The 14,609-nt window shown below is 70.2% G+C and carries 11 protein-coding genes and 1 pseudogene; 5 read left to right on the forward strand and 7 right to left on the reverse strand.

Annotated features, from left to right (window positions below):
- The first annotated feature begins 104 nt into the window (after positions 1–104).
- Genes ABZU91_RS16230 through ABZU91_RS16240 form a run of 3 tightly spaced genes read left to right on the forward strand, consistent with a single transcriptional unit; the run spans position 105 to position 2,946 of the window.
- Positions 105–1,154, forward strand: a complete 1,050-nt coding sequence (locus ABZU91_RS16230) for an LLM class flavin-dependent oxidoreductase (protein WP_355240256.1) — start codon at positions 105–107, stop codon at positions 1,152–1,154.
- Positions 1,147–2,178, forward strand: coding sequence for an LLM class flavin-dependent oxidoreductase (locus ABZU91_RS16235; RefSeq protein ID WP_355240259.1), 1,032 nt, complete (start codon positions 1,147–1,149; stop codon positions 2,176–2,178). The genes ABZU91_RS16230 and ABZU91_RS16235 overlap by 8 nt, the downstream gene beginning before the upstream one ends.
- A 30-nt stretch (positions 2,179–2,208) precedes the next feature.
- On the forward strand, positions 2,209–2,946 hold the full coding sequence (locus ABZU91_RS16240) for an NADPH-dependent F420 reductase (RefSeq protein ID WP_355240262.1): 738 nt from the start codon (positions 2,209–2,211) through the stop codon (positions 2,944–2,946).
- A gap of 11 nt (positions 2,947–2,957) precedes the next feature.
- Here ABZU91_RS16240 and ABZU91_RS16245 read toward each other — a convergent pair whose 3' ends face one another.
- The 4 genes from ABZU91_RS16245 to ABZU91_RS16260 all read right to left on the reverse strand — a co-directional run bounded on the left by ABZU91_RS16245 (position 2,958) and on the right by ABZU91_RS16260 (position 6,988).
- Positions 2,958–3,683, reverse strand: a complete 726-nt coding sequence (locus ABZU91_RS16245) for a tetratricopeptide repeat protein (protein WP_355240265.1) — start codon at positions 3,681–3,683, stop codon at positions 2,958–2,960.
- Positions 3,684–3,738: 55 nt separating this feature from the next.
- Entirely contained in the window at positions 3,739–4,497 is a 759-nt protein-coding gene (locus ABZU91_RS16250) for a GNAT family N-acetyltransferase (protein ID WP_355240268.1), read from the reverse strand.
- 83 nt (positions 4,498–4,580) lie between these two features.
- Positions 4,581–5,270: a TMEM175 family protein gene (locus ABZU91_RS16255; protein ID WP_355240271.1), complete on the reverse strand. Its 690-nt coding sequence runs from the start codon at positions 5,268–5,270 to the stop codon at positions 4,581–4,583.
- A gap of 143 nt (positions 5,271–5,413) precedes the next feature.
- The gene (locus ABZU91_RS16260) at positions 5,414–6,988 is read right to left on the reverse strand and encodes a pectate lyase (protein ID WP_355240274.1); all 1,575 of its coding nucleotides are present in this window, start codon (positions 6,986–6,988) and stop codon (positions 5,414–5,416) included.
- Positions 6,989–7,801: 813 nt separating this feature from the next.
- Here ABZU91_RS16260 and ABZU91_RS16265 point away from each other — a divergent pair.
- Entirely contained in the window at positions 7,802–9,544 is a 1,743-nt protein-coding gene (locus tag ABZU91_RS16265) for a cellulose binding domain-containing protein (protein WP_355240277.1), read from the forward strand.
- 149 nt (positions 9,545–9,693) lie between these two features.
- Positions 9,694–10,629, forward strand: a complete 936-nt coding sequence (locus ABZU91_RS16270) for a hypothetical protein (RefSeq protein WP_355240280.1) — start codon at positions 9,694–9,696, stop codon at positions 10,627–10,629.
- A 17-nt stretch (positions 10,630–10,646) separates the two neighbouring features.
- Here ABZU91_RS16270 and ABZU91_RS16275 read toward each other — a convergent pair whose 3' ends face one another.
- The 3 genes and pseudogenes from ABZU91_RS16275 to ABZU91_RS16285 form a co-directional block, all read right to left on the reverse strand.
- A complete protein-coding gene (locus ABZU91_RS16275; protein WP_355240283.1) occupies positions 10,647–11,720 on the reverse strand; it encodes a glycosyltransferase family 2 protein in 1,074 nt (357 codons plus the stop codon).
- A gap of 45 nt (positions 11,721–11,765) precedes the next feature.
- Positions 11,766–13,556, reverse strand: a complete 1,791-nt coding sequence (locus ABZU91_RS16280) for a hypothetical protein (RefSeq protein WP_355240286.1) — start codon at positions 13,554–13,556, stop codon at positions 11,766–11,768.
- A 171-nt stretch (positions 13,557–13,727) separates the two neighbouring features.
- Positions 13,728–14,609 (reverse strand): annotated as a pseudogene (locus ABZU91_RS16285) (endo-1,4-beta-xylanase); the annotation flags it as partial.

A 14,609-nucleotide genomic window follows, 5' to 3' on the forward strand; every position in this document is an offset into this window, starting at 1 on the left:
GCTCCCGGGAATTGACGTGTCAATTGGCAGGTTAGCATCATTGACACGTCAACCGGGGAGGCTACTTCCCACGTGTCGACGGCGAGGAACGCCGAGGAGGAGACATGACGGCCGGGGCTTTCGAGTTGGGACTCAACTCGTTCGGCGAGGTAGCCACCGACGGCGACCGCACGCTGAGTGACGCCGAGACCGTACGACTGCTGGTGGACGAGGCCCGGCTCGCGGAGTCGGTCGGCCTCGACGTGTTCAGCCTGGGCGAGCACTACCGCGAGGGGCACAACGACTCGGCCACGCCCGTCCTGCTCGCGGCGATGGCCACGGCGACCGACCGGATCAGGCTCGGCACCTCGGTCACCGTCCTCAGCACGAACGATCCGGTGCGGCTCTACCACGAGTTCGCCACCCTGGACGCGGTCAGCGACGGCCGGGCCCAACTGGTCCTCGGGCGGGCGTCGGCGACCGAGTCGTTCCCCCTGTTCGGTTACGACCTGGCGGACTACGAACGGTTGTTCGAGGAGAAGCTGGACCTCTTCCTCCAGCTCCAGCGTGACGAAACGGTCACCTGGACCGGAACCGCCCGCAGCCCTCTGGTCGCGCAGCGGCTGCATCCGCGCATGCGTCCGGGCGGAATCCCGACCTGGATCGGCGTCGGCGGAAGCCCCAACTCGGTGATCCGCGCCGCCCGGCACGGGCTCCCGCTCATGCTGGCGATCATCGGTGGACGCCCACAGCGGTTCGCCGGTCACGTCGACCTCTACCACCGGGCACTCGACCAGTTCGGGCATGCCGCGCGGCCGGTCGGACAGCACTCGCTCGGCCTCGTGGCGGACACCGACCAGGAGGCGGTCGAGACGTGGTGGCGGTACTGGCAGCCGACCGTGGCGCGGCTCGCCGAGGAGCGCGGCTTCTACAAGCCGGATCGCGCGCGCTACGAGGCCGAGGTCGACCACGGCGCGCTGTTCGTGGGGTCGCCGGAGACGGTCGCCCGCAAGATCGCCACGACGGCCCGCGACCTGGGGCTGAGCCGGTTCGACCTGAAGTACGACATCATGCACCTGCCTCGCGAGGCGCGGGCGCGCACCATCGAGCTGCTCGGCAGCGAGGTCGCGCCACGGGTCCGGGAGCTGTTGGCGAAGGAGCCCACCAATGTCTGATCTCGTGTTCGGCCTCGACACCTTCGGTGACGTACCGGAGGACGACTCGGGCAAGCCGGTGTCCCACGCCGCAGCGATCCGGCAGGTCGTCGACGAGGCGGTGCTGGCCGACGACCTCGGCGTCGACGTCATCGCCCTCGGCGAGCACCACCGACCGGAGTACTCGGTGTCGACACCGGAGACGGTGCTGGCGGGCATCGCCACCCGCACCTCGCGGATTCGGCTCTCCTCCGGCGTCACGGTGCTCAGCTCGGACGACCCGGTCCGCGTGTTCCAGCGTTTCGCCACTGTCGACGCGCTGTCGCACGGCCGGGCCGACGTCATCCTCGGCCGGGGCTCGTTCACCGAGTCCTTCCCCCTGTTCGGCTACGACCTGGCCGACTACGACGTGCTGTTCGAGGAGCGGATCGAGCTGTTCGCGAAGCTGCTCGACGAGCAGCCGGTCACCTCGAGTGGTACCACCCGCGCCCCGCTCAAGGACGCCGACGTCTTCCCCAAGACGGAGTCGGGACGCCTCACCACCTGGGTGGGCGTGGGCGGCTCTCCGCAGTCGGTGGTGCGGACCGCCCGGTACGGCCTGCCGCTCATGCTCGCCATCATCGGCGGCGCTCCCGAGCGTTTCGCGCCCTACATCGACCTCTACCGCCGGGCGGCCGACCAGCTCGGCACCACCGCGCACCCGGTCGGGATGCACTCGCCCGGCTTCGTCGCCGACACCGACGAGGAGGCCAAGGAACTGTACTGGCCGCACTACCGGGTCATGCGCGACCGGATCGGCGCGCTGCGCGGCTGGCCGCCGATCCGCCGCCAGGAGTTCGACTCGGAGGTGGAGCACGGCTCGCTCTACATCGGCTCGCCGGAGACGGTGGCCCGCCGGATGGCCAGCGCCATCAAGGGTCTCGGCGTCGGCCGGTTCGACCTCATCTACACCGCCGGGGCGCAGCCCGTGAGCGCCCGGATGCGCGCCGTGGAGCTGTACGGCTCCCGGGTGATCCCCATGGTCCGCGACATCCTGGCCAGCTGACCCACCGACCGACCCCTCGGGAAGGAAGACATGAACGACAGCGGCTCCGACCGACCCCGGACCCTCGCCGTCCTCGGCGCCGGCAAGGTGGGCACCGTCCTCGCCCGGCTCGCGCTCGCCGCCGGCTACCGGGTGCTCGTCGCCGGCTCCGGCGATCCGGCGAAGATCGCCCTGACCGTCGAGGTGCTCACGCCAGGGGCGGTGGCCACCACCGCGGTCGACGCCGTGGCCGACGCCGACATCGTCATCCTCGCCCTTCCGCTGGGCAAGTACCGTGCGCTCCCCGCCGAGGCGCTGCGCGGCAAGCTCGTCGTCGACGCGATGAACTACTGGTGGGAAATCGACGGCATCCGCGACGACCTGACCGACCCGCGTACCTCGTCCAGCGAGATCGTCCAGGCGTTCCTGGCCGGGTCGCGGGTCGTCAAGGCGTTCAACCACATGGGGTACCACGATCTCGAGGACGGGTCGCGACCGGCGGGCACGGCCGGGCGCAAGGCCATCGCGATCGCCGGGGACGACGAGGACGACCTGGCGCCGGTGGCCTCGCTGGTGGACGCCCTCGGCTTCGACCCGGTCGTCGCCGGCCCTCTCGCCGAGGGCGTACGACTCGAACCGGGCAGCGAGTTGTTCGGCGCCAACGTGAGCGCCGACGAGGTGCGTGCCCTCCTCCGGCGCTTTCCCGAGTCGGATCGCGGCCGGGTCGTCGCCGCCGCGCGCGCCGGCGACGACCGCGCTGCCCAGGCAGGCCACGACTCCTCGGCCTGACCGCCCGGACCTCAGTGGTCGTCGTCGAACGCCGTCCGAGGGTCGAGCTGCCGACCTCGCTCCAGCGCGGCGGCGTAGTCGTCGCGGCCGAGCGCCTCGACCGCGGCGTCACGCACGGCGGCGAGGTCGGCCGCGTCGTCCGGGTCCGGTACCTGGCCGAGGGCCGCGAACGCCGCGTCCGCCAGGCCGACCATGAGCGCCGCCCGTGGGTGGTCGCCCTCGGCGGAGGCGAGCGCCGCGCCCGCCACGCAGACGTACGGCACGAAGTCGTCCCAGCCGTTCCGGAACACCCGGGTACGGCTGACGGCGAACAGCCTCCTCGCCTCCGCGAGGTTGCCCAGGCCCAGCTCGCAGAAGGCCAGGTTGTGCGTCTCGGAGTTGACGGTCTCCGGCCGACCCAGCGCCTCGTTCAGCGCGATGCTCTCGCGGTACAGGTCCCGCGCCCGGGTCAGGTCGCCCGCCATCCGCGCCACTGCGGCCAGCACGTGCCGGGGTCGCTCCTCCAACGCGCGGTCGCCGGAGCGCACCGCGACGTCGAGCGCCTCGCGCGCCCGCGCCTCCCCGAGCGGCAGGTCACCGCCACGGATCGCCACCCGGGCCATGCTGTAGCGGGCCTCCACCTCGCCCGCCGCGTCGCCGACGGCCCGGGCCCGCTCGATCTCGGCCGCACTCATCCGTACCACCGCGTCGGTCTCCCCACGCCGGAAGGCCGAACGGACGTCCGCACTGAAACTCACGGTCGATGCCCCTGTCGTGTGTCGTGCACCGTCGCGCCTACCCTCTCGGCGCTGCTCACGCATGCAGGGCCGTCCAGTTCTCCTGGAAGCGGAAGCCCATCGACTCGTACAGAGGTCGGCCGAGCGCGCTGGACTGGAGGTACGCCGCGTCCGCGCCGGCGGCGACGCCGTCGCGCAGCACCTCCTCGGTGATCGCACGCCCCACGCCACGACCGCGTGCGCTCGGGACGACAGCGATGTTGAACACGCCGACGACACCCCGGGTGTGCATGCCGAGACCGGTGCCGAGGAACTGGCCGTCCTCTTCGTACAGGTAGCCGTCGATGCGCTCGGCGTCGAGGACCGCGCCGCCCATCAACGACCCGAACAGACCATCCGGGGCCTCGAAACCCCTGGTGAGAACGTCCGTGTACCGGTCACTGTCCGCCGCGCCGACCCGTCGTACGCGCTCGCGCTGCGCCTCGTCGGTCCGGTAGACCAGCTCGTCCGCCGTGCAGGCGAGCAGGGGCAGAGCGCTGCGCGCGGAGAGCCCGTGGCGGGCGGCCAGCTCGGCAACCGCGCTGTCGGCGTCGCCCCGGACCACGATCGCCCAGGCCTCGACCTGCCGGCCCACCTCGACCGCCATCTCGTCGAGCGCCTCGAGATCCGGCGTCGGCGACAGGTCGTACGCCACGTTCAGCGTGGCCGCTCCCGCATGGGTGACCGCCGCACGGGCGGTGCCCCGCCGCGCGTAGTAGCCCTTCGGCGTCGCCGCACACAGATCCTCGAAGGCGACGTCGTACGCCGCCGCCATCCGATCTCCGATGACCTTCATGCCCATCCCCCCTGACGAACTCCCCCAAGCGCGCAAAGATAGCCGCAGCTTCGCGACCTGCGTGAACCGAGGTACGGCGGGGGTCAGGATCGGCGGGAGCCACGCCCGGGCCACCACCGCCCGGCGCGGAGTCCCTGGCTGGTGGCGCCATGGAAGATGATCATTACGACTACGCCGATCAGACCGAGGAGCGGGTGCACCAGCCAGCCGAGCAGACCGGTCAGACCGTAGAGGACCAGGCCGACGATCGGGCGAAGCTCCTGCACCCGTACCTGGTCCGGGGTGACGGTGTCGGCCCGCAGCGCCGGATGGCGACGCACGTAGGCGAAGAGCACCCACCAGGGCGCCGACATCAGCGAGGCGGCGAACGCGTACAGGACGACGGCCACTCGCAGGTCGTCGGTGTTGCCGTCGGCCAACGCCGACGCCAGGACGGCGGTGGGGAACGGAATGATCACCACGCCGAAGAGGATGCCGAGGTTGATCGAGCTGAACGCGGGGGTGGTGCCCCGCACCAGTTGGAGCACCGCGTGATGATTCAGCCAGAGGACGCCGACGTAGATGAACGACACCACGAACGCCAGATATGACGGCCCCTCACCGAGAAGCCCCTCGGACAGCCCGCCCTCGTGGAAATCCGGCACCCGCAGATCCAGCACCAGCAGCGTGATGACGATGGCGAACACCCCGTCGCTGAAGGCCGCCAGGCGGCCCGCGTCGGTCACCGCGAGGCCGCTGTCGTCTGCGGGGATCCCCCGTTCACCTGCGGACATTGCCGCATGCTAGCAGTGAGCAGGCGACCACCGAGCGTCATTGAGGGCGGCGGGCTCAGACCCGCCGCCCTCGCCGATACGCTCCGGAGCGATATTCCTAGCAGGAATATTCATACCTCTGAGGTATGCCGCTCACCACCGCATCAGCTGGCGTACGTCTCGAACTCGCCGACCCGGGGCGTACCGCTGGAGCTGTTGATCTTGAAGGTTATCTTGCTCAACGTCGTCGCGGCGAAGCTGATCGCGCCCGCGCCCGCGCCCGCGCCCGAGGCCAGGACGGCGCCGGTGTCGTGGTTGACGAGCTGCCAGGATCCGATGGAACCCTGGGTTCCGGAGGGCTCCCGGATGATCACGCGGGAGACCCGGGTGGCGGTTCCCCACTTGATCGAGATGGAGCCGGTCGATCCGGCCGGCGACCAGTACGTACTGATGTCGCCGTCGCGCACGTTCCCGTAGCTGGTTCCGCTGGCCTTGCTGGAGCCGTCGGCGCCGGCGCCCAGGCTGAGGTTCGTCCCGCCGGCCGGCGGGGGCGTGGTCGGGGGCGGCGTGGTGGGCGGGGCCGTGGTCGGGGGCGGCGTGGTGGGCGGGGCCGTGGTCGGCGGCGGTGTCTGCGCCGAGCAGCTTCCGTCGGACACCCGCAGGCCCGTGTTGGCACCCGCCGTCTGACCGACGACGCTGGGGACGCAGCTCGCGCCGTCGAGGCGGTACGCGTACGGGATGCTGACGGTGGTGGTGGACGTCGGGTTGGGGCCGGCGGGGTAGTTCTCGCTGCCGGGGGTGGACCAGGTGACGTTGTCGAAGATGTTGCCGCTGACCTGCCAGTAACCGCGCTCGTCGGTGTAGAAGGTGCCCAGCACGTCCTTCGAGTCGCGGAAGTGGTTGTTCTCCACCCTGGCCCGGGCGCCGGCTCGGGAGTTGATGCCCGACTCGTTGAGGCTCACGTAGCTGTTGTTGTAGATGTGGGCGACGCCCCCGCGCAGCAACGGCGTGCGGGAGTCGATGTTCTGGTAGAGGTTGTGGTGGAACGTGACGAAGCCGTTCGACAGGTCGCTCTCACTGGACCCGATGAGGCCCCCACGACCGGAGTTGCGCAGGACGCTGTACGACAGCGTCACGTACTGGGTGTCGTCCTTCATGTCGAAGAGGCCGTCGTACCCCTCGGACTCCCCGCCGGACGCCTCCAGGGTCACGTGGTCGACCCACACGTTGCGGACCGTGCTCTCCATGCCGATGGCGTCCCCACCGTTGGAGGTCGGCGACCCCGACTTCTTGACGTTCCGGACCGTCACGTTCTGGATGATGATGTTGCGGGAATCGCGGATGTGGATGCCCAACTGGTCGAAGACCGCTCCACTACCGACCCCGATGATGGTGACGTTGCTGATCTGCTTCAGCTCGATCACGCCGTCCGCCGTGTTGCAGCTCGCACCCGAGACCTTGGTGGTGTTGCCGTGGTTGATCGTCCCGGTGACCTCGATGGTGATCGGAGTGCTGCTGCTGGCACGCCCACAGAGCGCGGCGTGGATCGCGGTGCCGGTGCTGGCGCGTACCGTCTGCCCGCCCGCGCCCCCGGTGGTCCCGCCGTTCTGGGTGGCGTAGCCGGTGGCGGCACCCACCGCCGCCGCGGGCCGGGGGCCCTGCAGGGCCACGCCGGCCGCGACCCCGACGGCCACCGTCACGAGCGCGGCCGGAAGTCGCCGTACGACTGTTCGTCTCATCTCGCCTCACCTTCGAAGAAATCGAGTGATGCGCCGATGTCGGACGGTCCGGGATGACCGCCGTCACGCAACCCGGAATAGGCAACAATCAATTACTAATCGATCGTCGGCAATATCCTCACCCTGACGCCTGAGGCAGAGCCGCTGGCCGGGCGGCACGCAGCCGGCAGCACTCCGAGGCGTGCCGAGCCGATCCAGGGAAAACATCGACGTGCAGCAATCGTAGGGAAAGCGTTTTCCCTGAAGCAATAGCTACCGTTTGCAGGTTTTTTGCAGCCCCGACCGCCTCGACCCTGCGGGGCAGGCGGGGTGGGCGAGGGTTGGCGAGGGCTGGGTGGATGTGGCGTTGACAAGGGTGCATCGAACGAAATAAATTCCTTGCTACGAGAAACTGTTTCGTGCGCTCGCAGTGCGGCACTCACCCGCGGGCCCACGAATGAGCAGAGCGCCCGGCCGTCCGCCGAGCCGGTCGACAAAGGAGGGTGCCGCAGTCCCGCCGGACCCGTTCGCCGCACCGTCAACCTCGCGTCGCCGCACCCTCAGCACCGCCGACGCGAGCCTCGGTCCGGCGTCGACGTTTCGGCCGCCGCACCGGCGCTCCCCCGGTGCCCCTCCGCGACTGTTCGCGCAGCCCCGGACTCGGCGGCCGAGAGACATGTCGAGGTGACCGGCCGGCTGATCTGGACAGCCGACATCCGACACCCCGCCGTCGCACGCCTGGGAGCGCTCCCGGCGATGCCCGACGTACCGCCCGACGCTCCCCCGAACGACCAGCCCGGACGCGTCGGCCACCACCACCTCGGGAGAAGTCTGATGAGAAAACGAACCAACACCGCCCTGATGTCGGCAGGCGCCGTCCTGCTGGCGTCGACGGCGGTCGCCCTGGCCGCGCCGGCCGGCGCCGCAGCCGCCGGCTGTGCCGTGGACTACGCCGTGTCATCGCAGTGGCAGGGCGGCTTCGGCGCGAACGTCACCATCACCAACCTCGGCGACGCGGTCAGCAGTTGGACGCTGAACTGGTCCTACAGCGCCGGCCAGACCGTCACGCAGGCCTGGAACACGACACTGACCCAGAGCGGCGCAGCGGTCACCGCCAAGAACGTCAGCTACAACGGTGCCATCCCGACCAACGGGACCGCGTCGTTCGGCTTCAACGGCTCGTGGACGGGCAGCAACCCCGACCCGTCCAGCTTCGTGCTGAACGGCGTGACCTGCACCGGCGACACGACACCGACGACACCGCCGCCCACCTCGGCGCCCCCGACCACCCCACCGCCCACCACACCGCCGCCGACCACACCGCCCCCGACCACACCGCCGCCCAACGGCCCGGCGGACATCACGGTGAACAGCGCCACCAGGTACCAGACCGTCGACGGCTTCGGCGCCGCCCAGTCGATCTGGGGCAGCGCCTGGTCGACCACCGACACGCAGACGCTGGTCGGGCTGGGCGCCAACCAGCTCGGCCTGTCCATCGTGCGGACCGGCCTCTCACCGGAGTCCAGCGAGTGGGCGACCCACGTCAACTCGTTGAAGACCGCGAAGGCGTACGGGTCGAACGTGAAGATCCTCGCCTCGCCGTGGACCGCGCCCGCGGCCTGGAAGACCAACAACAGCAGGACCAACGGCGGCAAGCTGAAGACCGACTACTACGACGACTACGCGAACCACCTGAACAGCTACGTCCAGTACATGCGGGGTCAGGGCGTGACCATCGACGTCACGTCCGTGCAGAACGAGCCGGACTGGCACCCCGACTACGACTCGATGGACTGGAGCGGCACCGAGCTGCGCACCTTCGTCCGCGACCAGGGTGCGAAGGTGCAGAACACCAAGCTGATGGTGGCCGAGGCGGTCAACCTGAACTACGGCTACACCGACCCGACCCTCAACGACGCGACCGCCCGGAACAACATCGGTTACATCGGCGGCCACCTGTACGGCACCGAGTCCGCAGGGCGGCTGGCCCCGTACCCGCTGGCCGCGACGTACAACAAGCCGGTGTGGATGACCGAGTGGAACCTGCACGCGGCGGACGGCGGCGGCTCGAACATCTGGGGCAACCCCAGCAACCTGGCCGTCTGGAACGAGACGCTCGACGACATCATGCGTACCGTGCACAGGTCGATGGAGGCCAACTGGAGCGCCTACATCTGGTGGTACGGCAAGCGCTACTACTCGTTCATCGGCGACGGCGAGGCGGCCTACGGCACCACCGCCGGCGCGCCGCTCAAGCGTGGGTACGCGTTCTCGCAGTACGCGAAGTACGTCCGGCCGGGCTACCAGCGCGTCGCCCTGACCAAGAGTTCCAAGGCGTCCCCGCTGGAGGTGACGGCCTACCAGGGTGACGGCAAGATCACGCTGGTCATCCTCAACCGGTCGAACAGCGCGGTCAACAACGCCGTGATCCAGGCGCCGCAGAACGTCAGCAGGGCCGAGTACTACCTGACCTCGCAGAACGCCAACGCGGCCAGCCAGCCGACAAGCGTGAACGGAGGACAGGCCACCATCAACGTCGGCGCACGCAGCATCTCGACCCTCGTGTTCACGCTCTGACCGTCCCAGGGCGGCGAACCGGCGGGGTGTGGGGTGTGCACGGATCGCGCGCACCCCACGCCCCGGCGGGGTCGGTTCCCCCGATCCGGGGAGCGCCTTCCCCGACCGGAGGGAGGCCTGCCGGCCTGCGCCCCGCGAGGATCGCAGACATGACGACGACGGCACCCCACACGCGCCGCAGCGGCCACGGCCTGACGTACGCCGTACTCGCCTGGGCCGTGGCCTACGGGGGCGTACGTCTGGCCTGGACGATCGGCGAGACGCCGGAGTTCGGACCGTTCGGGTTGGACCTGCTCGGATTCACCGGCTGGCGGTCGGTGGCGTTGTGCCTGGCCGCAGGCGCGGTGGCGGTCGCCCTGGACCGTGCGTCGACCTGGCGACCGGCGCTGGCGGGACTGGCCTGGACGGTCGCCGGCGCGTTGGTCGCGGCGGCGGCGATCCTGCTGCCGGAACTGGTAAGCCTGCTCCTGCTCGCTCCCGGCCCGTCCTTCAACCCGCTGGCGTTCGCCAGTCGGCTCGGTTGTGCCACCGGCGCGGTGCTCCTCGGCCTGGCCGTCTTCGCCTATCAGCGCCGTACGCGGGGCGACTGTCCCGACTGCTGCCGGACGATCCGGCCCGGTCAGCGACGCCCGGCACCCGCGCCGTGGGCGCGCTGGGGAGCGTACGTGGCGGTGACCGGGCTCGTGACCCGTTTCGCGGCACAGGCCGTGGTGGGCTTCGACGACGTCGCGCAGGACGCCTCCATCATCGGGTTGGAGATCGGTCTGGTGCTGGCCGGGGTGCTGTTGCCGCTGGCGCTTGTGCACTCCTGGGGTGAGGTCTGGCCGGGCTGGGTGCCGTTGCTCGCCGGCCGTACGATTCCCCGCCGGCTGTTGCTGGTGCCGGGCTTCGGGCTCGGGGCAGCCATCGTCACCTACTTCGGCATGGGGATGGTGCAGGTGGCCTCCGGATCGGCCAGTGAGTTCTCCGACGCGTTCCTCTGGGTGGCCATGTCGGCGTACTGCCTGCTGGGGCTCGGCCTCCTCGTCGCGTCCAGCGACTACCACCTGCGTACCCGCAGCGCGTGCCGGACCTGCGGCCGCTGACCGGCCGCAGGCCCGGGTCAGCTGCCGTCGCGGTCGCCGACCTCGCGTCGGCCGGGCCCGGGGTGGGGATTGTCCCGGGCGGGCGGCACCCGTTGACCCCGTACCGGCGAGCGCGGCGCGGGCGGGACGGGACGCCGCAGCGTCCCGCCCGTCTCCGCGACGAGGTACTCGGTCTCCTGCACCAGGTAGTGCGGTCGGCGTTTGGTCTCGTAGTAGATCCGGCCGATGTACTCCCCGATCACGCCGAGGATCGTCATCTGGATGCCGCCGAGCCCGATCACGCTGACGATGATCGTGGTGTACCCGGGGACGTCGATCCCCTTCTCGACGGCGTCCGCCACGACCCAGGCCATGTAGGCGAGCGCGATGAGGGTGAGGAACAGCCCGCCGTAGATGGCCAGGCGCAGGGGCCGGTTGTTGAACGACAGCAGGCCGTCGAACGCGTAGTTGAACAGCTTGCTGAGCGTCCACCTGCTCCGCCCGGCCTGCCGGGTCTCGTTGGGGTGGGCCACCACCGCCGTGCGGAAGCCGATCCAGGAGAACAGCCCCTTGGAGAAGCGGTTGTATTCCGGCATCGCCAGTATCGCGTCCACCGCGAGCCGGGACAGCAGGCGGAAGTCGCCCGCGCCGTCCTGGAGGCGCACGTCGATCCACCAGTTAATGATGCGGTAGAACGACCGGGAGGCGACCATGCGGACGAACCGGTCACCGCGCCGGTCCCGCCGGGCGATCACCTGGTCGAAGCCCTGCTGGTACAGCGTCACCATCTCGGGCAGCAGGCGCGGCGGATGCTGCAGGTCGGCGTCCATGATGACGACCGCGTCGCCGGTGGCCCGCTGCAACCCGGCGAGCATTGCCGCCTCCTTGCCGAAATTGCGGCTCAGCGACGTGTAGCAGACGGTGGGGTCGGCGGCGGCGAGCCGCCGCAGCGCCTCCAGGGTGCCGTCCTCGCTGCCGTCGTCGACGTACACGACCTCGATTTCGACGTCGGGCAGCTCGGCGAGGGCCGCGCACACGGTCTCGTGCAGCCGCTCGACCGACGCCTCCTCGTTGAAGCAGGGCACCACGACGGACAGTCGCACGCTCGTCACCTCACCCTGCCCGTACCCGGACGTCCGTCGCCGGCGCCCACCCGGTCAGAGGTGGTAGACCAGCATGCCATCGAGATCCTCCCGGGTAATGCCCAACCCGTCGATGGGCCGGGTCGCGATGCTCTCCCACGGCGTGCCGACGACGCGGCTCGGCACGACCATCACCGACCGCACGCCGATCCCCCGCAGGTGCGCGATGCTCACCGGATCGGGGAACGACGCCACCGCCGTCCGGGTCTGCGCCTGGCTGACCGGTTCGAAGCCGGCCAGACCGTTCGTCAGCCGGGGGAAACCGTCGGTCGACCACAGCATGTACGTCAGGTCGCCCAGTCCCCCGGCCGGCAGCACGAGGATCGGGTCCTGCACCGTCCGCATCGCGGCCGGCGGTTGTGGCACGGTCGGGTGCGGCGTGTTGTTCACGCCCTCCAGGGTGACCACTGTCAACGGAATCAGCAGGACCAGCGGCGTGAGGGTCGCCGCCCAACGGCGGGGAGTGGACTGGCGCAACGACTCCGCGAGAGCGGTCACCGCGCCGGCCGCCAGCACCGCCAGCAGCAGGCTCGTCCAGTGCATCATCCGGCCGGGCGTCCGCAACGCGTCCCAACCCGGCAGGAGCGTCGACAGCGTCAGGTAGCCCGGGTCACCGTCGCCACCGAGGGTGGCGCCCAGGCCCAGCAGCACCGTGCCGACCGCGCCGAGCCCCAGCGCGACCCGGTGCCGCAGCGGGTACGCCGAGAGGAACAGCCCCGCCGCGGCCAGCCCGATCACCATCATGCCCGGCAGCAGCGCCATCTCCGGCGGCCAGGAGAGCTGTTCGCGTGCGCCGGCGTGCCGCTCACCCCACAGCCACGAGTCGGCCGGCGCGGTGACGAACCCGATCAGCGGAGGCGAGAACATCTTCGTCCAGTCCAGCGTCCGCTCGGCCTGCGGGTTGAGGTCGACGACGCGCAGGTAGACCATGCCCAGCAGCAGCGTCACCAGGCCGAACACCCCGCCGCCGACGAGATCCGCGATCAGCAGTCGCCGGCCGAACGGAGGCCGTTCCCGCTTTCGCCACCAGGACCAGCCGTAACAGCCGGCCGCGACCAGGACCGTGGCCAGCAGGAAGTAGACGAGCGGCAGGCCGATGCCGAAGCCGAGGCTGACCTGCCAGGCGGCGACGAGCCACCCGACCACCGCCCAGCCGGGCCTGCGCAGCTCGGGCCGGTACCCGTGGCGCAGCGACCAGCCGTGACCACGCGCCAACATGGCCAGCGACAGCGCGATACCCGCGCTGGACAGGATGTTCAGGTGCCCCGAGTGCGCCAGCCGCCAGGGCGCGTACGCCCAGGCGATCCCGGCGACCGCGCCGCCCCACCGGTTCGCGCCGAGCTGCCGCGCCAGGGCGTACGCCCCGAACGACGCCAGCGCGTGCAGCAGCACGTACAGCAGGTTGTAGTGGATCACGGAGGCCGTGAAGCCGGAGCCGAGCATCCCCATCGGGGCGTAACCGAGCAGGGTGTCGCTGTAGGCGTAGGTGTATGTCTCGGGGTAGAACGTGTTCGAGTTCCAGAGATCGGCCGGGCTGCTCAGCAGGGCGTGCCCCGACCAGGCGACCTGCCACGCCTGCAACAGCGGATCACCCAGGTCGCCGGGGATCGTCGTCGCCGGGTGGCGCATGGTCGGCCAGGTCAGCACCACCGCCAGTAGCAGGCTTGCCGCCACCGCCACGGTCCATTCGGAACGCGCCCAACTCCATCGCCCCCAGTCGGCCGGCGGCCGATCCTCGGGGATCTCGTCGGGGGTCACGTCTTCCGAGGTCGAGGTCGGTGGAGGGGTGGCGGACCGGATAATCATGAAATCGATGCTCTCCAATAGTGCCGGGCTTGTCCATCTGTTGTCCGAAGCGTGGCGTGTTCTCGCGCACGACGCAACGGCCACATACCAACAGACGTCGCGGGGAGCGGCGACGGTGGCACGGACGAGCGTCCGCGCCACCGCGCCGCCGATTCGACCGACCGATGATCAGCCGATCTTGATCAACTGCCACTGCTGGTTGGTGCCGCCCCAGTCCGCGTACTGCACGACGTTGCCGCCGTCGGCGGTGGACGCGCCCTGCACCTCGACGGCCTTGCCGCTGTTGCGGTTGATGAGACGTACGTAGCCCCCGGAATCCGCCAGCCGGAACTGCTGGTTGGTGCCGTTTCCGTCGGTCCACTGCACGACCGCTGCGGAGTCGGCGGTCGAGCGGTTGTAGACGTCCAGAACCTTGCCGGAGTTGCGGGACTTCAGTCGGTAGTAGCCGCTACCGGAGTCGACGAACTGCCACTGCTGCCACGCCCCGTCGTTGCGGGTCCATTGGTCGATCCGGGCACCGTCGCTGGTCGCCCGCTCGTACACGTCCAGAGCCTTGCCGCTGTTGCGGTTCACCAGGACGTACCAGGCGGTGGTGTCGACGGGCGAGCCCGGCGGGGGCGTGGTCGGGGTGCCGCTGCCCGCGTTGAGGGCGTTCAGGACCGAGGTGTACGCCGCCTTCTTGTTGCCGGACCGGTCGAACAGCAGGGCGTTGTCATCCCCGCGCCACGAGTCGCTGTCCCGCACGCCCCAGGTGGTGATGCCGGTGCAGCGCGCGACGGCGAGGCAGGCGCGGGTCACGGAGGCGTAGATGGTGGCCTGGTTGGAGCCGGTCATCACGTCCAGCTCGGTGATCTGCACGTCGACGCCCAGGTCGGCGAAGCGTTGCAGGTTGGCCTGGTAGTCGCTGGCCAGCGTGGTGCCGAGGTGGGACTGGAAGCCGACGCAGTCGATCGGTACGCCGCGGGACTTGAAGTCGCGGACCATGTTGTAGATGCCGGTGGACTTCGCGTTGATGCCGTCGGTGTTGTAGTCGTTGTAGCAGAGCTTGGCGCC

This window comes from Micromonospora sp. NPDC005174 (assembly GCF_040608495.1).
Lineage (GTDB): Bacteria > Actinomycetota > Actinomycetes > Mycobacteriales > Micromonosporaceae > Micromonospora.

Excerpts from the sequence above, each read along its gene's own strand:
- ABZU91_RS16230 (WP_355240256.1), top strand. The coding sequence starts at position 105 with ATGACGGCCGGGGCTTTCGAGTTGGGACTCAACTCGTTCGGCGAGGTA.
- ABZU91_RS16235 (WP_355240259.1), top strand. The coding sequence starts at position 1,147 with ATGTCTGATCTCGTGTTCGGCCTCGACACCTTCGGTGACGTACCGGAG.
- ABZU91_RS16240 (WP_355240262.1), top strand. The coding sequence starts at position 2,209 with ATGAACGACAGCGGCTCCGACCGACCCCGGACCCTCGCCGTCCTCGGC.
- ABZU91_RS16250 (WP_355240268.1), bottom strand. The coding sequence starts at position 4,497 with ATGAAGGTCATCGGAGATCGGATGGCGGCGGCGTACGACGTCGCCTTC.
- ABZU91_RS16255 (WP_355240271.1), bottom strand. The coding sequence starts at position 5,270 with ATGTCCGCAGGTGAACGGGGGATCCCCGCAGACGACAGCGGCCTCGCG.
- ABZU91_RS16260 (WP_355240274.1), bottom strand. The coding sequence starts at position 6,988 with ATGAGACGAACAGTCGTACGGCGACTTCCGGCCGCGCTCGTGACGGTG.
- ABZU91_RS16265 (WP_355240277.1), top strand. The coding sequence starts at position 7,802 with ATGAGAAAACGAACCAACACCGCCCTGATGTCGGCAGGCGCCGTCCTG.
- ABZU91_RS16270 (WP_355240280.1), top strand. The coding sequence starts at position 9,694 with ATGACGACGACGGCACCCCACACGCGCCGCAGCGGCCACGGCCTGACG.
- ABZU91_RS16280 (WP_355240286.1), bottom strand. The coding sequence starts at position 13,556 with ATGATTATCCGGTCCGCCACCCCTCCACCGACCTCGACCTCGGAAGAC.